Below are 22,497 nucleotides of genomic sequence, written 5' to 3' on the forward strand. Positions count from 1 at the left end.
TATCATCAACTTAAGTAAAATCGGTTTTGATCGTCGCAGGCTGGCGGTCAATACGCTGCGGTAGCAGTGTCGCCAGCCAACTCACCAACGCGGTGAGGCCACGGAATAAGCGGCGCAGCGGCGCAGGTCCATACTCGGCCAGACGCAGATAGCCTTTAAAACCCAGCACCATAATGTCGGCCAGACTTTGCACCGGTTTATCTTCCGGGAAGCCATCCTGCCACAGCGCCCAGGTATCGGCGCGAGCGAAGGTGCACTGAATAAATTCAATGTGTTGGCGCGTCGTGAGTTGATGCAGGCGAATCCCGGCGCGACGGCCAAACACGCGCTGCACCTGACACGGGAAGCTGAACTCTTGCTGACCACGGCGCAGCAGCAGCGACACGGTTTCGTCCTCTTTCAGCGCATCGGCTTCGCGCAGCTCAACGCCCACGCCGCCGTCGGAATAGTCACGCAGGGTGCACGGCACCATGTGTCCATCTTCACGTGCGATGGCGGCGGGCATGGCGATTTCCACACGATGCGCTTCGCGGATCTGACGCGCTTCAACCGATACCGCCACCGCGCCGCCGAGGATAATCATGTTGTAAATCACCCACACCAAACTGACCCAAATGGTGAGCATTTCGTTGGCCGGACCGTACGCCATGCGCCAGAAGGCCATGCCAATACCGGCGATATTCAGCAGCACCAGCATCATGTACGGCTTGGTAATCACCCAATCGAGATGACGTTCGGCCACCAAACCACCTTTGGCGGTAACGTTGAATTTGCCTTTGTGCGGATTAAACAGCGCCACCGTGGTTGGCCGCGCGATGTACCACGCCAGCACAGTTTCATACACTTCGCTCCAGAACGAATGTCGCCAGCGGCCCTGAATGCGCGAGTTGGTCAAACTAGTGTGCAGCATGTGCGGCAACACGTAGATGGCGATCGCCAGCGCGGGCGCGTAGATGATGTAGGCGTGGAACAGCAGAAACGCCAGCGGTGCCAGCAGGAAGATCAGACGCGGAATCCCGGCGAGAAAGTGCAGCATGGCGTTGGCGTAACACAGGCGCTGCACCAGCTTTAATCCTTTACCGAACAGCGGGTTATCGAGGCGGAAAATCTGCACCATACCGCGCGCCCAGCGGATACGCTGACCGATATGCGCGGACAAACTCTCGGTGGCCAGACCCGCAGCCTGCGGAATACGAATATATGCCGAGGTGTAACCCTGGCGATGCAGACGCAGCGAGGTGTGCGCATCTTCGGTGACGGTTTCTACCGCAATGCCGCCGATCTGATCCAGCGCAGTTCGGCGCAATATGGCGCAAGAGCCACAGAAGAACGCTGCGTCCCAGGTATCGTTGCCATCCTGCACCAAACCGTAAAACAGCGAGCCTTCGTTAGGCGTCTGGCGGAAGCGACCGAGGTTACGTTCAAACGGATCGGGTGAGAAGAAGTGGTGCGGCGTTTGCAGCATCGCCAGCCGATGATCTTTCAGGAACCAGCCCATCGTCAGCTGCAGAAACGAGCGTGTCGGCACATGGTCGCAGTCAAAAATGGCAACATATTCGCTGCGGCACACGGCTTTCAAAGCATGGTTGATGTTACCCGCTTTGGCGTGTTCGTGGGTGGGACGCACCACGTAATTGACGCCGACGCTGGCGGCAAACTCGCGGAACTCTTCGCGCGTGCCGTCGTCCAGCAGGTAGATATTGAGCTTGTCCTGCGGCCAGTCGATGCCCATCGCCGCGTAGAGGGTCGGTTTCACCACGCTCAGCGGTTCATTGTAGGTCGGTACCAGAATATCGACGCTCGGCCACGAGGTGATTTCCGGCGGCATCGAGACCGGCTGACGATTGAGCGGCCACAGCGTCTGGAAATAGCCCAGCACTAATACCGCCCACGCATAGGTTTCTGCACCTATCAGTAGCAGACCAAATGTCAGGCTGATCGGGTCATCCCAGTTGAGGGTTTCGGTGTAGCGCCACCACAGATAACGACAGGAAATCGTCAGCGATAACACGATCAGCATGATGGTGGACAAGCGGCCCGGCACGCGACGCACCAGCATCGCCAATCCCCATAACAGCAGCACGAAGACAAACTGCGTAGTGATGCCGAAGGGCTGCGAGATGCACAGCAGCGCCAGCAGGCTGGCGACAATCGCTGCCACGATAAACAGCAGCTGCCGCAACCACACGGGCAGCGCCTGAATACGTTGTTCGCTGCGCTGGGCGAACCGGTTTTGTTCCAGCCGTGCCGGCAGCGCACCGAGCCACTGATAAAGCGGCTCACGCCAGCGGAACAGCGGTTTGACGCTGAAACTTTTACGCGCGCGCTTATCCAGCGGCATTACCAGCATCAGCCACAGGCTTTGCAGTGCATAGCGCAGCGGGTCAAGCGGACGTGGGCGCAGCGGCGAAATTTGCGGGTAGTAACGTTGACGATGTTGCAGGATGCGCTGCCAACCGGGGGTTTCCAGCCGCAACAGCGACCACGCGAGTATGCACCACATTAAATGCAGCGCGAGGGTGAAACGGCCCGCGCCATGCTGATGCGCCAGCTGAGCGCGGCGTTGCAGCGCCTGCCACGCTTGCGGCATCAGCAGCCAGCGTAATGGATTCACGCCGCGCCTCCCGGCACATGCAGCAGCAGCCAGTTAGCCAGGGTGTTGATCTCTTCGCTGGCCAGCGCATGCGGCCGATATTCGCCCACCGGCTGTTTCATCATCAGCGCTTCCGCCAGCGCTTCATCGCGGTGAATCACTTGGGGAATCAGGTTTTTCAGTGAGTTGATCCACAGCTGATGCAGATCCTGCTGTAGCTGGCTGTTGGCGTTGAACTGGTTGATCAGAAACAGCGTGTGCGCAGGAAAACGCGCGTGATGCAGACGCAACTGACAGTTGGCATCCAGCGTTAGCACCTGCAGCAGACGATCGGCCGCGGTAACCAGGGATCGCTGCCACGGCAACAGATCCGCTGGCATGTCGAAAATAATCCAGTTGTAGTGCGATTTCAGGGCCGGTAGCGCGTGTAGCAGCGGTGCGGCAAATTCTGCGTTGATAGCGCTGATGCTGGCGTACTGTTGCGACGTGAGTGCGCCAAACGGCAGAAAATCCAGCCCTGCCTGATAGCGCTGAGCGCACTGCTGCCACGCTTGCTGTTCGAGCAGCGCGGGCGCCCAGCCCTGAGCGCGGTCGAGCGGCATATTAAAGTGGACAGCTAGCTGATTTACCGGGGAAAAATCGATAACCAGCACCGATTGCTGCAGCGCGTTAAACGCCCAGCCGAGTGCGGCGCTCAGCGAGGTAGCGCCACAACCGCCACGCAATCCTTGTAATGCAATAACAGGCATTAACGTTCTGACTCCTGTGCGGCGCTTATTTCACGCAGCAATGGCCAGCGCGTCATAATGGTATTCAGTCGCGCTTCGCGGGCAATATCAATGTAGCGAAATGCCTTAAGGGAAAAGGCATCACTTAAGGCAGTAATGTCATCGTGCTCTTCGCTGCTAGTCGCATTCAGCGAAAATGCATTCTCTGTTTTCATTATTTTTTTGCCACCAAAAAATCGACAACGGATGAATTGTGGTTTTATTTTTTGTAAAGTTTAAACCTGAAGTAAAGACAAATGCTATCCACAGATCAATATGATTTGCGCTAATACGCTATTTTTTATTTCACCCGTTCCAATTGCGGCTGTCTCGATTAAACTAGCCTGGATTGTATCGATCGCGAATCAAATATGAAAAAACATTATGCGCTTGGCCTGCAGCAGATTCAGCAGGAATTAAATACTCTGCAGAATCCTGGGTTTTACTGGATTACCAGCCAGCGTCAGGATGATGCGCGAACGCTGCTGCGTCAGGTAGTTAGCCAACAAAAGGCGGCTACGCTCATCAGTGCGGATGAGAAACCGCAGGCGCTTTTGACGCCCGATCCCATCGGCGGTCCAGCGCGTATGCCGTTATTTTCACTGCCGGCTAATAAACGCAGCCTAAAGCAGCTTGAAAGTGATTTTTCCCGTGTGCTTAATAGTCGCAGTGGCCTGGTGATTTTTTATAGTAATGCCGCGCTGTGGGGAAAATTATCGCCCGATGAGTTAACCTTCTGGCTTAAGCGCATGCGCCGTTTGTTATCTAAAAAACAAATTACGTTGTTAATGATCACCTCCGGTACGTCAATAATTCACCTGCGTAATCATCTGCAAGGTTATTTTCGCCAGCTTGATGGTCTCGCACATTTGGAGTTTCAGCAGGACAGTTGGCATTATCGAATTAACTGGTGGTATGCGGCAGATAAATTACTGGCCGACCGCGCTATCCGTTTGAGTTATGTCGATAATCAATTTATTGCCGTTAATCAAGCGGGACAAAATATTCCCTTAAGCCGCAATGATGAAAACCAATTCCTGGCTCAGGAAGGTGTGCTGGAAGGCGCGCCGCCGCTTTCAGCGCAGTGGCAATTGTTTAGCGATAACGAAAGCGTGTTCTCGCGTGCGCAGCAGGCGAACGCCGCCACGGTCATCTTTAGTCTGGTTCATAATCAAGACATTAATTCTTTAGCAACGATGGTCCATAGTTTGCGTCGTTCACGCGGTAGTGCGCTTAAGATTGTGGTGCGCGAAATCAGTACCACGCTGCGCTACAGTGATGAGCGTTTGCTGCTGGCCTGCGGCGTGAATGCCATTGTACCGACCGTGGCCAGCCTGTCGCGCTTTCTTACCACGCTGGAAGGGATTCAGGGGCAGCAGTTCTCGCGCCATGTGCCTGCCAATCTCCATGCCCTGATGCAGGCGCTGCAGCCGCTACAGCAGAAAGGCTTTTTACCGCTGGATGCCTTTTGCGCGGCGGTGCAGCAGTTGATGAGCAATACGCTGCTGCCGGAAAATGACAAAGGCTTGATGGTGGCGCTGCGCGCGGTGCCGCAGCTGAAACCCGAACAGATTCTGACGCTGTGTAAACCGCGCCGCTTCGGCGATCTCGTGACGCTGGTGAACGACCGCATTTATCTGTTCCTCTCTTCATGCCGATTCAATGATTTGGATATCGCGCTGAAGTCGATCTTCTCGCTGCCGCACGACGAGCTGTTTAGCAATCGTATCGTCTGGTTTGAAGACAATCAGATCGTGTCGGAGGCGGACAAAATTCGTCAGCTGACGCCGGTGGCACAGCGCGACCGGCAGGCCACGCCGCTGGCCGCTGCGCCAGTCAGCACGCAAACCGCCGCGCCTGAGCGCGGGGCACAAACGCCGCAGCCGATTACCCTCAACCTCGATGGAGTAAGCCACCAATGACGCTGATGGATTGGGTGCAGGTGGCGATCCTGCTGTTATTGATTTTGCTGTTCCTGACATCACTGTTTGGGCGCGGACGAGCGCGCAGCGGCTCTAATCCGCTGCTGCGTTTGTTACCGACGCGCGCACTGAAATCAGAAGGACAGTGGCAACGCAAAACCCATAAAACGGATAAACATGAATAACAGATTCACGATGCACGGCTCGTGGTGGCGCGGCCTCGGTGGCTGGAACTTTTACTTCCTGATCAAATTTGCGCTGCTGTGGTACGGCTACCTTAATTTTCACGCGCTAAGTAACCTGGTGTTTCTGGCGTGGCTGCTGTTCCCACTGCCGGGCGCGCGGCTGCATCGCTTGCGTCAGTGGATTTCGCTGCCAATTGGCGTGGCGCTGTTCTGGCACGATACCTGGCTGCCGGGAATCCATTCGATTATGAGCCAGGGCAGCCAGCTTGCAGGCTTCTCGCCCAGCTATCTGCTCGATCTTGCTAATCGCTTTATCAACTGGGAGATGATTGGCGCGGGCTTTGTACTGCTGGTGCTGTATCTGTTTATCGCGCAGTGGATTCGCGTCACCGTGCTGGTGTCGCTGATGCTGATCTGGCTCAACGTGCTGACGATCGCCGGACCGGCAATGAATTTACTGCCGAACAGCGCCGCCACGCCGACGGTGAAGCTCAGCGATACGCCAGCGGCGAAAGCGCCAGATGGCCTCGATCAATCCGCGCCGCCAACCAGCGCCAACCTCACCGCGTGGCTCAACCGTTTTTACGACGCCGAGCGCCAGCGTGCGACCCATTTCCCGGACGCCTTGCCAGCTGATTCGCAGCCGTTCGATATTCTGGTGATCAACATCTGTTCGCTGTCGTGGTCTGATTTGAACGTCGCGCAGCTGCGTAATCATCCGCTGTGGCAGCACTTCGATATTCTGCTTAACAACTACAACTCTGCCACCGGTTACAGCGGCCCGGCGGGGATTCGTCTGCTGCGCGCCAGCTGCGGCCAGAGCTCGCACAGCGATCTGTACAAAGCCACCGATCAGCGTTGCTATCTATTTGATAATTTGGCGAAGCTGGGCTTTAAACAGCAATTGATGATGGATCACACCGGCGTGTTTGGTAACTATCTCAAGGAACTGCGTGAAGAGGGCAATCTGCAGGCGCCGCTGATGTCGCAGGCGGGCATCTCGCCGGAGGTGACGTCATTTGATGGCTCGCCGGTATTTAATGACGCGCAGCTGATGCAGCGCTGGCTCGACGATCGCACCAAGAGCAGCGATGCGCGCTCCGCGACCTTCTATAACCTGATTCCGCTGCATGACGGTACGCGCGAGTTGGGCAGCACGCGCAGCGCAGACTGGCAGCCGCGCGCCAAAGTGCTGTTTGATCAGCTCGATGCCTTCCTGACCAATCTGGAGAAGTCGGGCCGTCGCGTGATGGTGCTGGTGGTGCCGGAACACGGCGCGGCGCTGCAGGGCGACAAGATGCAGATGTCAGGATTGCGTGATATCCCCAGTCCGGATATTACCCATGTGCCGGTCGGCATTAAGTTTGTTGGCATGAAAGCACCGCATCAGGGCCAGCCGCTTAGCGTGGAGACGCCTACCAGCCTGATGGCGATCTCGGAAATCGTGTCGCGCGTGGTGGATGGCCAGGTATTTAACGCGCCGAACGTTAATATGTCGGTGCTGACCGATAATTTGCCGCAGACGCCGGTGGTGTCTGAGAACGATAACGCGGTGGTGATGATGTATCAGGGTAAACCGTGGATCCGCCTGAACGGCGGCGATTGGGTGCCATATCCGCAGTAGGTCGCAATTAATGGCCTAATGTTTGTTAAGACTACGACGAGTACGCTGGCCGGAGCCACTTTTGGTCCGGCGGTCCTCGCGCCGCTTACGCGGTACCTTCACTTCGCTCGTCTGCCTGTCGGACCGGCGGAGACGGGACCTCCCTGTCCCGGCTCCGCCTTTCGCCCGCGTCCTGCGGGCTCTCCTGGCTTCCTCGCTTCGTTCAGCGCTGCGGATTGCCTGCCCAAAAGTGGCCCCGGCCTGCTCCGAACCTTCAGTGAATGTTGTTGAAAAGGGCTCATTGGCTGGAGGCGCTGGCGCGTCTGCTGCGGCAAAAGGGCTATTCGCAGCGCTGAGGCTTTTACGTTGGGCCAGGAGCCTCACGCAGGGATGCGTGAGGCAGTTCGGGGCGGCCAGGACGGCCGATCCCCGAACGGTCCGTCGGCACGACGTGGAAGCCGAAGGCACCGCGCTAGCGGCGCGAGGACGGCCCGTGACGCAGCAGACGTGTCAGCGCCCGTACCCGGTTTATAGCAAAATGTTTTTTTTGACAGGCATTACGTCATAAATGGTGACCTTGCAGGTGAGCTTGAATGTGCACTCAAACCTGCATAATTCCGAATCACTTCATAAATAACCAAACTTGCTTATTTTTCGCCTTTATCCCGGCGAAAAAAACGCGTGACCTGGGATATACTCGCTGCGAATTTCATCTCATTACACGCCTTTGGTGGCCTGGAGAAGTTTTGTTGCGCGTCAGTCGTTCTCTAACGATAAAGCAGATGGCGACGGTTTCCGCCGTGGCGATGGTGACCATCTGCATCTTTATTGTCATCCAGCTCTTTCACTTTGTGCAGCAGCGCAGGATTGACTACGCCCAGCAAATGGAAAATGTGGCGCACACCGTGCGTCAGCCACTCTCCGAAGCGGTGCTCAAAGCCGATATTCCGCAAGCCGAACGCATCCTTAATACCCTGAAACCGGCCGGTATTTTATCGCGCGCCGATGTGGTGTTGCCAAATGCCTTCCAGGCGCTGCACGCCGATTTTGCGCCGGAAAAACCGGTGCCGCGCTGGGTCGCACGCCTGTTTGAGCTGCCGGTACAAATCACGCTGCCGCTCTATTCTGTGGAGCGTTCCGGTTTGCCGAAGCCGATTGCCTATCTGGTGCTACAGGCTGATTCCTCCCGCGTCTATCAGTTCCTGCTCAGCACGTTATCCACCATGATCACCACCTATCTGCTGCTGGCGCTGATTCTCTCGATCGCCATTAGCTGGTGTATCAACCGCTTGATTGTGCATCCGCTGCGCGATATTTCGCGTGATTTACAGGAGCTGCCGCCGCAGGCGATTCTGACCCACAAAATGAAGCTGCCGAATAATCATCGCGATGATGAAATCGGCATGCTGATCCGCAGCTACAACCGCAACCAGCAGGTGCTGGAGTCGATTCACGACGAAATGAGCCGCATGACCACGCATTTTGCCGTTACGGATCTGCCCAATCGCGCGCTGTTCCTTGCGCTGCTCGAACAGCACATCAGTCATCGCCACAATCGTCAGGCGTGGGGCTTGATGGTGATTCGCATTGAAACGTTGCAGGAAGCCAACGGCGTGCTGAGCGATGAGCAGCGCGATACGCTGATGCTGACGCTGGTGGAGAAGATTCGCAGCACCGTTGACGATCACTCACTGCTGGCGCAAACCGGGCCCAGCGACTTCGCCTTGCTGATGAAGCGCGCGCACAATCCGTTCCGCGCCATGCGTCTGGCGCGCAACCTGATGATTCGCATTAATCAGCCGGTGAACCTGCAACAGCTGCAGCTGCGTCCGAACGCCAGCATTGGCCTGGCGCTGCACGAAGAGAGCAGCATCTCGGCCAGCGAACAGCTCGATCGCGCCACCTCGGCGATGATGTCGGCGCGGCATCAGGGCAAAAACCAGATTCTGTTCTTCGATCCGGCGCTCACCGAGCGGGCGCAAAAGCGTTTAACGCAGGAACACGACATCTTGCAAGGTCTGCAGGACGAGCAGTTTGCTCTTTATCTCCAGCCGCAAATCAATATGGAAACCGGCGAGCTGGCCGGTGCCGAAGCGCTGCTGCGCATGCGCATGCCGGATGGCAGCTACGGATTATCGGAAGAGTTTATTGCCAGCGCCGAAGAGATTGGCGTGATCTCGGCCATTGGCCGCTGGGTGTTTGAAGAAGCCTGCCGCATTCTGGCCGGCTGGCAGAAGCAGGGCATTAACATCCCGCTCAGCGTCAATATCTCGGCGGTGCAGCTGCGTGATGCCAGCATGGTCAGCCATTTGCAGGGCTTGCTGGAGCGCCATCGCATCGCGCCGGGCAACTTCGTATTGGAAATCACCGAAACCGCGCAGATTGGCGATGCCGAACAGGCGATTGCGCTGCTGCGCTTGCTGCAGCAAACCGGCGTGGCGGTAGCGCTCGATGATTTCGGGATGGGCTACTCCAACCTCAACTATCTTCATCAGTTCAAAGCGCTGCCGGTAAATAAGCTGAAAATGGATCGCAGCTTCGTCGCCGCGCTGCCGGATGACGACACCATGGTGCGCATCGTGGCGGCGATTGCCGACATCATTCACCTCGACGTCATCGCCGAAGGTGTGGAAACCGCCGAGCAGCGCGACTGGCTGCTGGCGCGCGGAATTACTATAGGGCAAGGCTACTTATACGCTGAAGCGCTGCCGCTCCACGTCTTTAACCAACGCTGGCTCAATAGCTCGCAACTCCCAGAATAATCACCTTGGTTATTGATTTTCCTTACAAAATTGTAGCGAAGCGCTGTGCTGAAGCGTTTCAGTTCATAGTTAGAGTTTTGTAACTTTTGTAAGGAATAGTAGGGGATATTAATCTTGTTAACAGGGTGTTATTTTCCTCGCCATCGGTAAGGTTTTACGCTTCTGGCGGCTTGCCGCATGCGTTCTCCACAACAATGGCGGTGCGAACCGTCTTACTGGACACCTGTTATGAAAATCTTAAAAAGCCTCTATTTTCAGGTACTGGTTGCCATCGGCATCGGCGTCCTGTTGGGCCACTTCTATCCTGAGTTAGGCGCGCAAATGAAGCCGCTTGGCGATGGTTTCGTTAAGTTGATCAAGATGATCATCGCCCCCGTGATTTTCTGTACGGTGGTGACCGGTATTGCCGGCATGGAGAGCATGAAAGCCGTTGGACGTACGGGCGCAGTGGCGCTGCTGTACTTTGAAGTGGTCAGCACCATCGCGCTGATCATCGGTTTGGTGGTGGTTAACGTGGTGCAGCCTGGAGTGGGCATGAACGTTGATCCAGCCACGCTGGATGCTAAAGCAGTCGCGGTATACGCGCAGCAGGCGGAGCAGCAAGGTGTGGTCGCCTTCCTGCTGGATGTGATCCCGAATAGCGTCATTGGTGCCTTTGCCAGCGGCAACATTCTGCAAGTGCTGCTGTTCGCTATCCTGTTCGGCTTCGCTCTGCATCGCTTGGGCAGCGCCGGCACCGTGATGTTCAACGTCATTGAGAGCTTCTCGAAAGTGATCTTCGGCGTGATCAACATGATTATGCGTCTCGCGCCAATCGGTGCCTTCGGGGCGATGGCCTTCACCATCGGTAAATATGGCGTCGGCTCGCTGGTGCAGTTGGGGCAGCTGATCATCTGCTTCTATATCACCTGCGTGCTGTTCGTGGTGGTGGTGTTGGGGCTGATTGCACGCTTCGCTGGCTTCAACATCTTTAAATTTGTCGCCTACATCAAAGAAGAGCTGCTGATTGTGCTGGGCACGTCATCTTCCGAGTCTGCGCTGCCGCGCATGCTGGATAAGATGGAGAAGCTGGGCTGTAAGAAATCGGTGGTGGGGCTGGTGATTCCAACCGGCTACTCCTTCAACCTGGATGGCACCTCGATTTACCTCACCATGGCGGCGGTGTTTATTGCTCAGGCGACCAACGCGCATATGGATGTGTTCCACCAAATCACGCTGTTAGTGGTGCTGCTGCTCTCCTCAAAAGGCGCAGCGGGTGTAACCGGCAGTGGCTTTATCGTGCTGGCGGCGACCTTGTCAGCGGTGGGACATTTACCGGTTGCGGGTCTGGCGCTGATTCTCGGTATCGACCGCTTTATGTCCGAAGCGCGTGCGCTGACCAATCTGGTGGGCAACGGCGTGGCGACCATCGTGGTGGCGAAGTGGGTCGGCCAGCTGGATGAGAAACAATTGAATGCGACGCTTTCTGCCGGGAAAAAGGTGAATAACGCACCAGAAACCGCCGCATAACCTGCTATTTGCGTTAATTTGCCGAGAAATGCCCGCTGTCGCTTGCCCTGACAGCGGGCATTTGCATAATAAACCCCATTGATTTTTTTCCCGATTTTTTGCCTCGTTGCGCGACATCCTGACCTTCTCGTGGTCAAAGAGTCTGTTATTAAATAAACGTGGCGGCACAATGCCGCGCCGGTCACCCCAGATGTGACCGAACATGCCGCGCTAACGAGCGTTGATCTGTTTGAGTAGGGGTTCACATGCAGGGCACCAGAATTCGGCTTTTGGTTGGCGGATTGCTACTGGCAGCGTCCGGTTTTGGCGTGCACGCCGAGACGCTCCAACCCGATCCCGCCTGGCAGGAAGGCAAACTGGACAATGGTTTTAGCTGGCAGCTGCTAACCACACCACAACGTCCAAGCGATCGTATTGAGCTGCGCCTGATTGTTAACACCGGTTCGCTGGTGGAGAGTGCGCAACAAACCGGCTATAGCCATCTTTTACCGCGTTTAGCGATGGTGCATAACGCCACGCTGGACACCAATCAGCAACGTGCGCTGTGGCAGCAAGCCATGGATCCGCAACGTCCGCTGCCACCCGCTATTTCGTCGTACGATTACACCCAATACAACCTGAGCTTGCCGAATAACCGCCCTGATCTGCTGAAAGAAGCGCTCAGCTGGCTGGCGGCGACCGCCGGGAAAATGACGATTAATGAGCAGGTGGTTTCTACCGCGTTAATGGCGACCGATCCGATTGCCACCTGGCCTGCCAATACGCAGGATGTGTGGTGGCGCTATCGCCTGAAAGGCTCGGCGATGCTGGCGCACGATCCCGGCGAGCAACCGCGCGCGCCGGTGGATATCGCACAGCTCAACAGCTTCTATCAGCAGTGGTACACGCCCGACGGCATGACGCTGTACGTGGTAGGTAACGTCGATAGCCGCAGCATGGCGGAGCAGATCAACAAAGCTTTTGCGCCGCTGAAAGGCAAGCGTGTCGCACCTGCCGCGCTACCGACGCTGTCACCGCTGCCGCATCAGCCGGTGAATCTGGTGAATGGCGGCATGAATCAGGATCGCCTGTCGCTGGTGTGGGACACTGCATGGCAGCCGATTCGTGATTCGCAAAATTTGCAGCGCTACTGGCAGAGCGATTTAGCGCGTGAAGCGCTGTTCTGGCATGTGCAGCGCGCGCTGGCTGACAGCAAAGCGCAAAGCGTGCAGGTTGGCTTCGATTGCCGCGTGCTCTATCAACGTGCGCAGTGCTCGATCAACATGGACAGCCCGAATGCCTCTTTGCCGCAAAATATGAATCAGGTGGCGAAAGAGCTGGCGGCGGTGCGCGACAAAGGGTTACCGCAGGAGGAGTTCGATGCGCTGATGGCGCAGAAGCTGCTGGAGCTCAACAAGCTGTTTGCCACATACGCCCGCACCGACACCGATATTCTGATGGGCCAGCGTCTGCGCTCGCAGCAAAACGCGGTGGTGGACATTGCGCCTGAGCAGTATCAGAAGCTGCGTCAAACCTTCCTCAGCGAAATGACGCGCGACCAGCTAAATCAGGAACTGCGCCAGCAACTGTCGCAGGAGCTGACCATGGTGCTGATTCAGCCGCAGGGTGAAGCTGAGACCAACGTGAAGATGCTGCAGGAAAGCTGGGATAAAGTGATGAAGCTACCCGAACCGCCAGCGGTACCCGCGAGCCCGGAAGAAGTGAAACCGGATAACAGCGCAGGCGCGGCGGATCAGACCGCGCCATCATCCTAAACATTAGGTCTTAGCACGTAGCCATTCGGTTACCAGCATCGGCCAACTGGCGAGCGGTAAATCTGCCACGCCACGGATACCAAATCCGTGGCCGCCTTTCTGGTAGAAGTGAATCTCCACCGGCACTTTGTGCTCACGCAGCGCGCTGAAGAACACCATGCTGTTGTTCACCGAAACCGATTCATCATCGGATGCGTGAATCAGCAGCGTCGGTGGCGTTTGTGCGTGCACGCGCGTCTCCAGCGAATAAGCATCAACCATCTTCTGATCCGGCCATGCGCCGAGCAAGCGGGTGCGCGCACCTTCATGCGCCAGACCTTCACGCATGCTGATCACCGGATAGAGCAGCACCATCGCATCCGGGCGCGGTGTGAAGCTGTCGGCTTGATCCTGCACCGGATAGAGTTTCTCGCCAAAGCGGGTGCCGAGGCTGGCGGCAACGTGTCCACCCGCCGAGAAGCCCATCATCACGATATATTTGCCGTTCAGCCCGCGCTGCGCACGTTCACGCAGCACGCGCACCGCACGCTGCGCATCGGCCAGCGGCGCGTCTGGACCTTCATGGTGACCGTCATACGGCAGGCGATACGTCATCACCGCCAGCGTGTAGCCCATTGACGTGAAGAAGGTGGCAAGCGCGCTGCCTTCGCGGTCGATCAATACCCGCTGATAACCGCCGCCCGGCGCGACCAGCAGCGTGATGCCGTTCGAGGTTTCCGGATGCCAGATGGCAATTTCCGGGCAGCGCACGCCGGTGGCGGCGCGGTCATAAGGTTCGTACTCTTTGGCGAGATCGACGATCTGCGGCTGAGCGCGCGAATCGCTCGCGCCTGGCGCATCACCGTGTGGCCAGATATTGATGATTTCTGTGTGCATAAGTCAGTCCTGAGCGAGTCATGTTGTCGTTATTTTTTTCGCGGCCGGAGTAACAGCGTCCTGCTGTTGTTGATTAAAACATGGTCTTTTTTGCTGCTGGCGTCCAGCCGAAAACCGCCGATTTCGCCAGTTTCGGACTATGCCTGGCGGCCAGATTTCCTGCCATAACACATTGAATTTAAATCGATCTGATTAGCGCGAGTGAAGAAGTAATACCGTTTTTGTTACAGAAGTGGATGAGTCAGGTCGTTAGCGGAAATTGGCAGGGAAAAATGCTGCGTTAAGGCAAACTGCGCGGGCGGGTTGGTTAGCACAGGTAATGAATGGCGCAGAGATTTGTAGCGGCGCGATTCATTGCGCAATCAATTGCGCCGCTACGGTTGGTGCAGGTGGTTAAGTCATTTCGGCATCGCGCTGAGCGGGATAATCGCCCCGCGATACTGGATCACCGTGCTGGCGGTGAGATGACCGCGTGCGGCGGCATCTTCGGCGCTTCCTCCGGCTAAACGCACCGCCAGATAACCAGCGCTGAAGGAGTCGCCAGCCGCGGTGGTATCGATCACTTTCTCTTTCGCCAGCTTGATGGCGGCGACCTCGCGCAGCGGCTCATCGCCAACCGCCACCAGACAGGAGTCCGCACCGCGTTTGATGGCAATTTCCTGCACGCCCGCAGCGCGTGTGCGAGCAATCACCGCATCCAGCGGCTGCTCGCCCCACAGCAAATCTTCGTCGTCGAGCGTCAGAAATGCCATGTCGGTATGACGCAGCATCTCGGCATACGCCTGCTGAGCGCTGGCTTTATCGGCCCACAGACGCGGACGATAGTTGTTATCGAAAATCACCTTGCCACCGTTCTGACGACAGGCGCTAAGCAGCGTCATCAGTTTTTCGCGACTGGTCGCAGGCAGAATCGCCAGGCTGATGCCGCTCAAATAGAGATAATCATAGTGCGCCAGCTGCTGGCAAATCGCGTCCGCTTGCGCGCTGTCCAGCCAGAAACGGGCGGCGGCGTCGTTGCGCCAGTACCAGAAGGTCCGCTCGCCGTGGTCGTCGGTTTCGATGAAGTACAAACCCGGCATTTTATTGTCGAGGCGCTGAACCAGCGCGGTTTCGACATTTTCCTGCTGCCAGGCGGCGATCATCTGGTCACTGAAACTGTCGGTGCCGAGTGCGGTGACATAATCGACACGCAGCTGTTTATCTGACTGACGCGCCAGATACACCGCCGTGTTCAGCGTATCGCCGCCAAAACCGCGTTTGATGTTCTCACCTTTCTCGGACAGCTCAATCATGCATTCGCCAATAATGGCGATTTTCTTCTGCGTCATGGTCTTCAGCCTGTAGTGAATTCTGCCTTAGTCTCGCGTCTGGTATGGCAGCCGTCAATGGTTTTTAAAACGATGTTTTGATTTAACTTAAGGCAGCAAACCGCCTGCGCCACGGTGATTTAGCGGCCAAAGCGCGTTTTGTTTTGCCGATTAAGTGCGAAGCACGCTGTTACACTCAACTCTTCATGGGACTAACGAGATTGATAAAGTTATCCCGGCGATCGCCGATACTTGCCGCTGAGATGCTATTTGCAGGCACTCAACACCAACCAGGAAAAAACCATGGTGATGAAGAATTTGAGTCATCGGCTGCCTGTTTCAAATGAATTGGAGCAACAACAGGAAACGCGTCTCTTCTGGCAACAGTGCCAACGATTCTATACTTTCCAGCCGATTTACCAGGTCTCAGGCCGCATGCTGGCTATTGAATTACTGACGGCGGTTACCCATCCCTCCGCGCCAGAAAAAAGGCTGTCGCCCGAAGACTATTTTGAAGCACTGACTATCGCGCAGCGGCTTGGTGTCGTCCAGGAACAACTCGAGCTGCTGATAACATGGTCAACGTTTTTCAATCAGCGTCAGCTGGTGGCGTCGGTTAATATCGACGGTCCAACGTTGATGGAGATTGAGAAGCATGAGTCGATTCGCACGCTGATTGCGCAACTGCCGTGGGTGCGCTTCGAGCTAACGGAGCATCATGCGCTGCCGCAGGAAGAGATGGTGGCGAAGATGCCGGAACTCGGGCCGCTGTGGCTGGATGATTTTGGCTCTGGCATGGCGAACTTCTCCGCGCTGACCGAACTGCGTTACGACTACATCAAACTCTCGCGCGAGCTGTTTATGCTGCTGCGCGCCAGCGATGAAGGCCGCTCGATGTTCTCGATGCTGCTGGCGTTGATTAACCGTTACTGCAACGGCGTCATCGTTGAAGGCGTGGAAACCGAAGAGGAGTGGCAACAGGTGCGTAGCTCGCCAGCGATGGCGGCGCAGGGCTACTTCTTCTCGCGTCCGGTGCCGTTTAGCGAGCTGGAACGTATGGCACTTGAGCTTCCCTGATCCCGTTCCGCGGCGTCTCGACTATCCTTAGTCAGACGTGGAAGGGCAAGGAGGAAGCAATATGTCACGTACTCGAAAGATCCTGAGCTGGGTGTTCGGGATTTTTTTGTTATTGGTTGTAGTGATTGTGGTGCTTATCGCCACCTTTGACTGGAACCGCTTGAAACCAACGATTAATCAAAAAGTTTCAGCCGAACTGAACCGACCTTTCGCGATTCGCGGCGATCTCGGCGTGGCCTGGGTTCGCAACCGTGAAGAACCTGGCTGGCGCAGCTGGGTGCCGTGGCCGCAGGTGCATGCCGATGATGTGATGCTCGGCAATCCGCCCTCTATTCCTGATGTCACCATGGTGCATCTGCAGCGGGTTGAAGCCACCATTGCACCGCTGTCGCTGCTGCATCAGCAGGTCTACCTGCCGTGGATCAAGATGCAAAAGCCGGATGCGCGGCTGGTGCAAACCGCAGACAAGAAGAATAACTGGACCTTTGATCTCGCCAGCAGCCAGAACAGCGATGCTAACGCCGCGCCTTCTGCCTGGTCCTTCCGCCTCGACAATATTTTGTTTGATCAGGGACAAGTGCGCTATCGCGACGCCGTCAATAAAGCCGATGTCACAGTGACCATCAATCCGCTGGGCAAACCGGTGCCCTACGCCCAAGTGGCGGGCGGTGACGATCAGCAGAAAGGCGCGGGTGATTTTGTCTTTGGCTGGCAGGCGAACGGCACCTACAACAATCAGAAGCTGGATGGCGACGGCAAAATTGGCGGCATGCTATCGCTGCGCAGTAAAACCACGCCGTTCCCGCTGCAGGTGGATGTGCGTAATGGCACCACGCGTGTACGTATTGACGGTACCTTGCAGGATCCGCTCAATCTTGGCGGACTTGATGTGCGTCTGCGCTTCGCGGGCGATACGCTGGCCAATCTGTATGGCCTGACCGGCGTGCTGCTGCCCGATACGCCGCCCTATGAAACTGACGGCCATTTGATTGCGCGTTTCAATGAGGCGAAAGGGCCGCTATTCCGCTACGAGAAGTTTAACGGCCACATCGGCGACAGCGATATTCACGGCTCGCTCACCTATCGTCAGGGCAAACCGCGTCCAACGCTGACCGGTGAATTGACCTCGAACCAGCTGCGGATGGAAGATTTGGGGCCGCTGATTGGCGTCAACTCCGGCAAAGGCAGCGAGAAAACGCAGCAGGCCAAAGCGCAGCGCGGCGAAGCCTCATCGCAGCCCGCCGACCGCGTGTTGCCACACGACAAGTTTGATACCAAGAGCTGGGACGTGATGGATGCGGATGTGAAGTTCAGCGGCAAGCGCATTGAACACAGCAGCAAGCTGCCGCTCAGCGATCTCTATACGCATCTGCAGCTGAAAAACGGCGACCTGTTGCTCGATCCGCTGCGCTTCGGTATGGCCGGCGGCAGCATTAACTCCACCATTCATCTGGAGGGCGACCGCAGCCCGATGCGCGGACGTGCCGATTTGCACGCGCGTAAGCTGCGTCTGCGTCAGCTGTTCCCGGATGTTACGGCGATGCAGAACAGTTTGGGCCAGCTCAACGGCGATGCCTCGCTGAGCGGCACCGGCAATTCGGTGGCGGATCTGCTCGGCACCAGCAATGGCGAACTGAAGCTATTGATGAATGATGGCCTGATCAGCCGCAGCCTGATGGAGATTGCCGGACTGAACGTCGGTAACTATGTGGTGGGTAAGCTGTTCGGCGATGATGAAGTGAAGATCAACTGCGCGGCGACCGATATGAATATTCGTCAAGGCTTAGCGACGCCGAAATTGTTCCTGCTGGATACCGAGAATGCGGTGATCAACGTGACGGGCAACGTCAACTTCGCGAATGAACGCATGGACCTGTCGATCAATCCGGAGAGTAAAGGGATTCGCATCATCACGCTGCGTTCGCCGCTGTATGTGCGCGGCACCTTTAAAAATCCGGATGCCGGGGTGAAAGCCGGACCGCTGATTGCACGCGGTGCCGCAGCGGTGGCGCTCGGGGCGGTGGTTGCTCCCGCCGCCGCGTTGATCGCACTGATTTCGCCTAGCGATACTGACGACAATCAGTGCAGTAATGTGCTGCAGCAGATGAAGAATCAGAAGTGATCAGTTACGCCACAGCACTTTGATGATGTGGTAACCAAAGGCGGTTTTCACCGGTCCGTAAGGCTGTAGCAGCGGACAGGAGAAGACCGCCTTATCAAATGCCGGTACCATTTGTCCTTTACGGAACTCACCCAAATCACCGCCGTTGCGTCCGGATGGGCAGGTAGAGTGTTTCTTTGCCAGCTGCTGGAAGTTCGCCCCTTTCTCAAGTTGCGCCAGCAGGGATTTGGCCTGCGCTTCCTCTTTCACGAGGATATGTAAAGCCGCCGCGGTTTTCGCCATGATGAAGTCCTAATGTGTATAATCCGGCCATTATAACCTCCTTTCTTTTGATTCAACTGAGCGAATTCCGTTATGCGTTTAAACCCCGGCCAACAACGAGCTGTCGAATTTGTCACCGGTCCTTGTCTGGTGCTGGCCGGTGCTGGCTCGGGTAAAACCCGCGTGATCACCAACAAAATCGCCCACCTGATCCGCGAATGTGGCTATCAGGCGCGCCATATCGCCGCTGTAACCTTTACCAATAAAGCCTCGCGCGAGATGAAAGAGCGCGTGGCGCAGACATTGGGGCGTAAAGAGGCACGCGGCCTGATGATTTCCACCTTTCATACGCTGGGACTGGAGATCATTAAACGCGAATACAAGGCGCTGGGAATGAAAGCCAGCTTCTCGCTGTTCGACGATCAGGATCAGCTGGCCTTGCTTAAAGACCTGACCAAACAGTGGTTGGAAGAGGACAAGACGCTGTTACAGCAGCTGATTTCCACCATCTCCAACTGGAAGAACGATCTGGTCGATCCGCAGGGCGCAGCGGGTTTGGCGCAATCGCAGCGTGACCAGATTTTTGCTCACTGTTATCAGCTGTATGACCAACACCTGAAATCCTGCAACGTGCTGGATTTCGACGACTTAATCGCGCTGCCCACGCTGCTGCTGCAGCGCAATCAGGAAGTGCGCGAACGCTGGCAGCAGCGCATCCGCTATCTGCTGGTGGATGAGTATCAGGACACCAATACCAGCCAATATGAGCTGGTGAAGCTGCTGGTGGGTGCGCGTGCGCGCTTTACCGTGGTGGGCGATGACGATCAGTCAATTTACTCGTGGCGTGGCGCGCGTCCGCAAAACCTGGTGCTGCTGCAGCAGGATTTCCCGGCGCTGGAAGTGGTGAAGCTGGAGCAAAATTATCGCTCGACGCAGCGCATCCTGAAATCGGCCAACATCCTTATCGCCAACAATCCGCACGTATTTGAGAAGCGCCTGTTCTCAGAGTTGGGGCAGGGCAGCGAGCTGAAGGTGCTGAGCGCGAATAACGAAGACCACGAAGCGGAACGCGTAGCGGGTGAATTGATCGCGCATCACTTCATTAACAAAACCGCCTATAAAGATTACGCCATTCTTTATCGCGGCAATCATCAGTCACGCGTGTTCGAGAAGCAGCTGATGCAGAACCGTATTCCGTATCGTATCTCGGGCGGCACGTCGTTCTTTTCTCGTCCGGAAATCAAAGATTTGCTGGCTTATCTGCGCGTGCTGACCAATCAGGAAGATGACAGCGCGTTTCTGCGTATCGTGAATACGCCGCGCCGTGAGATTGGTCCGGCAACGCTGCAGAAGCTGGGCGAATGGGCCAACCTGCGCAATAAAAGCCTGTATAACGCCAGCTTCGATATGGGGCTGGAGCAAACGCTGAGCGGGCGCGGGCTGGAGCATCTGCAGCGCTTTACGCACTGGCTGAGTGAAATCGTCCAGCTGACCGAACGCGAGCCGGTGAATGCGGTGCGCGACCTGATTCGCGGCATCGACTACGAAAGCTGGCTGTTTGAAACCTCGCCCAGCCCGAAAGCCGCTGAGATGCGCATGAAGAACGTTAACCTGCTGTTCCAGTGGATGACCGAGATGCTGGAAGGCGATGAGCTGAACGAGCCGATGACGCTGGCGCAGGTGGTGACGCGCTTTACGCTGCGCGACATGATGGAGCGCGGTGAGAGCGACGAAGAGCTCGATCAGGTGCAGCTGATGACGTTGCACGCCTCAAAAGGGCTGGAGTTCCCGTATGTCTATCTGGTTGGCATGGAAGAGGGGTTATTGCCGCACCAGAGCAGCATCGATGAGAACAACATCGAGGAAGAACGGCGTCTGGCCTACGTGGGAATTACCCGGGCGCAGAAAGAGCTGACCTTTACGCTGTGCCGTGAACGTCGCCAGTACGGCGAGCTGATGCGCCCAGAACCGAGTCGTTTCCTGTTGGAGTTGCCGCAGGACGATGTGGTGTGGGAGCGCGAGAAAAAAGTGGTGAGCGCAGAAGAGCGCGTGAAGACCGGGCAGACGCGGGTCGCTGGGTTGAGAGCGATGCTGGAGAATGCGAAGAAGGGTTGAGTTATCGGTTAGTGCTTGCAGTCCCCCTCCTCGGTCCTCCCCCATGAATGGGGGAGGAAGATGCTGCTATATGTGAGTCGGAAATTGCATGTGGCAGCATCTCCTTCCCCCGCTTGCGGGGGAAGGTCGGGATGGGGGACAGCCAGCGCATTCCCAATTAGCAAATCGTCAGTAACCAGTGCACGTAAGACTGATAATGGCTCTCCTGCTCCAGCAGCTCAGAACGCAGCGGATGCGCTTCGCGCCAACCGGCCGGCAACGTCAAATGCAGTGCATCATCATCCGCCTGTAAACGCACGGCAGGCAAAGTGTCATCGCGACGACGACTTGAGAAGATAATCGCTAAGCGTAGCAAACGACTTAAACGCTCCGCCATGCGCGGCGGTACGGCGTTTTGCTGGGTCAGCAAGGCTAAATCGATGCTGCCGCTTTGGTTCTGCAGCAGGCAAGCCAGCATTTTTTTCTGCGCGGGAGTGAAGCCAGGAAGATCGAGATGACGAATCAGGTAAGCGGCGTGCTGCGGTGCCTGGCGGAAATCGACGCTCAGGCCAATTTCGTGGATAGAACAGGCGCTGAGGAGTAGATCGCGACATCGGTTATCCAGCTTCCAACTGCTGCTCACCTGACGGAAGAAACTCTCCGCCAACTGACGTACGCGACCGGCCTGGTCAATATCAATGGCAAAACGACGTTGCACGTTCTGCAATGTGCGGCTGCGGATATCACGATCCACCGGCAGATGCAGCATGCCATACACTAAACCTTCGCGCAGTGCGCCGCCGGCCAGCGTCATACCTTCAATGCTGAGTTCCTGGAAGATAGCGATGAGAATCGATAAACCGCTCGGGAACACTAAGGCGCGCTCCAGCGTCAATCCTTCAATTTCCAGCTCTTCCAACTTGCCGCACTGAATCGCGCGCTGTTTCAGCTGTTGCAGTTTGCTTAAGGTGATGCGCTCATCCATGCCCTGCGCCATCATAATTTCCTGCAACGCTTGTACGGTGCCCGACGCTCCGACGCAGATTTGCCAGCCTTTTTCGCGCAGCGCAGCGGCCACCGGACGGATCATCTCGCGCGCGGCCAGTTCGGCCTGCTCGAAATTCTCTTTGGCCAGATGACGGTCGCTGAAGTAGCGTTCAAGCCAGGTTACGCAACCCATCGACAAGCTGAACAGCGTGGTGGCATGTGAACCTTCGCCAGTCACCAGTTCGGTGCTGCCACCGCCGATGTCGACCACTAAACGCTGATCGGAACCGCCGGTGGTATGCGCTACACCCTGATAAATCAGGCGTGCTTCCTCTTCGCCGCTGATGACATTCACCGCGCAGCCAAGAATGTGTTCAGCCGTTGTGAGGAAATCCTGCGCATTTTCGGCAAGGCGCAGCGTGGCGGTTGCCACCACGCGGATTTGTTCCGGAGGAATATCCTGCAGCTGTTCGGAGAACAACTTCAGGCACTGCCAGCCGCGTTGCATCGCCTCAGCGGAGAGGTGATTCGCTTTGTCGAGGCCAGCCGCCAGACGCACTTTGCGCTTTATCCGCGCGACGGTCTGAATGCTGCCAGACACCTCGCGCACCACCAACATATGAAAGCTGTTAGAACCTAAATCAATCGCTGCATAAAGTGACGATGCGCTTAGCATGG

General features: G+C 56.6%; 16 protein-coding genes. 9 read left to right on the forward strand and 7 right to left on the reverse strand.

The features are described from left to right. Positions 1 to 10: 10 nt before the first annotated feature. Genes bcsA through bcsR form a run of 3 tightly spaced genes read right to left on the reverse strand, consistent with a single transcriptional unit; the run spans position 11 to position 3,536 of the window. Positions 11 to 2,614 carry a UDP-forming cellulose synthase catalytic subunit gene (bcsA, locus tag P6287_RS00645; RefSeq protein ID WP_277974356.1) on the reverse strand — a complete coding sequence of 868 codons (2,604 nt, stop codon included), beginning with the start codon at positions 2,612 to 2,614 and terminating at the stop codon, positions 11 to 13. Then, the gene (gene bcsQ / locus P6287_RS00650) at positions 2,611 to 3,342 is read right to left on the reverse strand and encodes a cellulose biosynthesis protein BcsQ (protein WP_110867903.1); all 732 of its coding nucleotides are present in this window, start codon (positions 3,340 to 3,342) and stop codon (positions 2,611 to 2,613) included. The genes bcsA and bcsQ overlap by 4 nt, the downstream gene beginning before the upstream one ends. Then, on the reverse strand, positions 3,342 to 3,536 hold the full coding sequence (gene bcsR, locus P6287_RS00655) for a cellulose biosynthesis protein BcsR (protein WP_101763788.1): 195 nt from the start codon (positions 3,534 to 3,536) through the stop codon (positions 3,342 to 3,344). Before bcsR ends, bcsQ begins: the two co-directional genes overlap by 1 nt. Before the next feature lie 195 nt (positions 3,537 to 3,731). Between bcsR and bcsE the strand changes: the two genes are divergently transcribed. The 6 genes from bcsE (at position 3,732) to P6287_RS00685 (ending at position 13,095) form a co-directional block, all read left to right on the forward strand. After that, on the forward strand, positions 3,732 to 5,282 hold the full coding sequence (bcsE, locus tag P6287_RS00660) for a cellulose biosynthesis protein BcsE (protein ID WP_192414387.1): 1,551 nt from the start codon (positions 3,732 to 3,734) through the stop codon (positions 5,280 to 5,282). Next, the gene (locus P6287_RS00665) at positions 5,279 to 5,467 is read left to right on the forward strand and encodes a cellulose biosynthesis protein BcsF (RefSeq protein WP_192414390.1); all 189 of its coding nucleotides are present in this window, start codon (positions 5,279 to 5,281) and stop codon (positions 5,465 to 5,467) included. The genes bcsE and P6287_RS00665 overlap by 4 nt, the downstream gene beginning before the upstream one ends. Further along, the gene (gene bcsG, locus P6287_RS00670; protein ID WP_192414392.1) at positions 5,460 to 7,091 is read left to right on the forward strand and encodes a cellulose biosynthesis protein BcsG; all 1,632 of its coding nucleotides are present in this window, start codon (positions 5,460 to 5,462) and stop codon (positions 7,089 to 7,091) included. Before P6287_RS00665 ends, bcsG begins: the two co-directional genes overlap by 8 nt. Positions 7,092 to 7,819: 728 nt before the next feature. Then, entirely contained in the window at positions 7,820 to 9,832 is a 2,013-nt protein-coding gene (hmsP, locus tag P6287_RS00675) for a biofilm formation regulator HmsP (protein ID WP_277974897.1), read from the forward strand. Between the two features lie 228 nt (positions 9,833 to 10,060). Further along, positions 10,061 to 11,341, forward strand: coding sequence for a dicarboxylate/amino acid:cation symporter (locus tag P6287_RS00680; RefSeq protein WP_101763784.1), 1,281 nt, complete (start codon positions 10,061 to 10,063; stop codon positions 11,339 to 11,341). 245 nt (positions 11,342 to 11,586) lie between these two features. Next, on the forward strand, positions 11,587 to 13,095 hold the full coding sequence (locus P6287_RS00685; RefSeq protein WP_101763783.1) for a pitrilysin family protein: 1,509 nt from the start codon (positions 11,587 to 11,589) through the stop codon (positions 13,093 to 13,095). Positions 13,096 to 13,098: 3 nt separating this feature from the next. Here P6287_RS00685 and P6287_RS00690 read toward each other — a convergent pair whose 3' ends face one another. After that, positions 13,099 to 13,971: an alpha/beta hydrolase gene (locus tag P6287_RS00690; protein WP_137384896.1), complete on the reverse strand. Its 873-nt coding sequence runs from the start codon at positions 13,969 to 13,971 to the stop codon at positions 13,099 to 13,101. Between the two features lie 398 nt (positions 13,972 to 14,369). Further along, entirely contained in the window at positions 14,370 to 15,299 is a 930-nt protein-coding gene (locus P6287_RS00695; RefSeq protein WP_101763781.1) for a sugar kinase, read from the reverse strand. A gap of 282 nt (positions 15,300 to 15,581) precedes the next feature. On the opposite strand from P6287_RS00695, the gene pdeH reads away from it, so the two are divergent. Together pdeH and P6287_RS00705 are read left to right on the forward strand one after the other, a co-directional pair. After that, the gene (pdeH, locus tag P6287_RS00700; protein WP_277974357.1) at positions 15,582 to 16,355 is read left to right on the forward strand and encodes a cyclic-guanylate-specific phosphodiesterase; all 774 of its coding nucleotides are present in this window, start codon (positions 15,582 to 15,584) and stop codon (positions 16,353 to 16,355) included. 61 nt (positions 16,356 to 16,416) lie between these two features. Then, positions 16,417 to 18,477, forward strand: coding sequence for an AsmA family protein (locus P6287_RS00705; RefSeq protein ID WP_277974358.1), 2,061 nt, complete (start codon positions 16,417 to 16,419; stop codon positions 18,475 to 18,477). Here the strand turns inward: P6287_RS00705 and ppiC are convergent, their stop codons facing one another. After that, entirely contained in the window at positions 18,478 to 18,759 is a 282-nt protein-coding gene (gene ppiC / locus P6287_RS00710; protein WP_008105734.1) for a peptidylprolyl isomerase PpiC, read from the reverse strand. A 72-nt stretch (positions 18,760 to 18,831) separates the two neighbouring features. Between ppiC and rep the strand changes: the two genes are divergently transcribed. Further along, positions 18,832 to 20,853, forward strand: coding sequence for a DNA helicase Rep (gene rep / locus P6287_RS00715; RefSeq protein WP_137384900.1), 2,022 nt, complete (start codon positions 18,832 to 18,834; stop codon positions 20,851 to 20,853). Positions 20,854 to 21,010: 157 nt separating this feature from the next. Here rep and gppA read toward each other — a convergent pair whose 3' ends face one another. Continuing rightward, positions 21,011 to 22,495: a guanosine-5'-triphosphate,3'-diphosphate diphosphatase gene (gppA, locus tag P6287_RS00720; RefSeq protein WP_277974359.1), complete on the reverse strand. Its 1,485-nt coding sequence runs from the start codon at positions 22,493 to 22,495 to the stop codon at positions 21,011 to 21,013. Positions 22,496 to 22,497 lie beyond the last annotated feature (2 nt).

It is taken from the genome of Pantoea sp. X85 (genome assembly GCF_029623675.1).
Classification (GTDB): domain Bacteria; phylum Pseudomonadota; class Gammaproteobacteria; order Enterobacterales; family Enterobacteriaceae; genus Pantoea; species Pantoea leporis.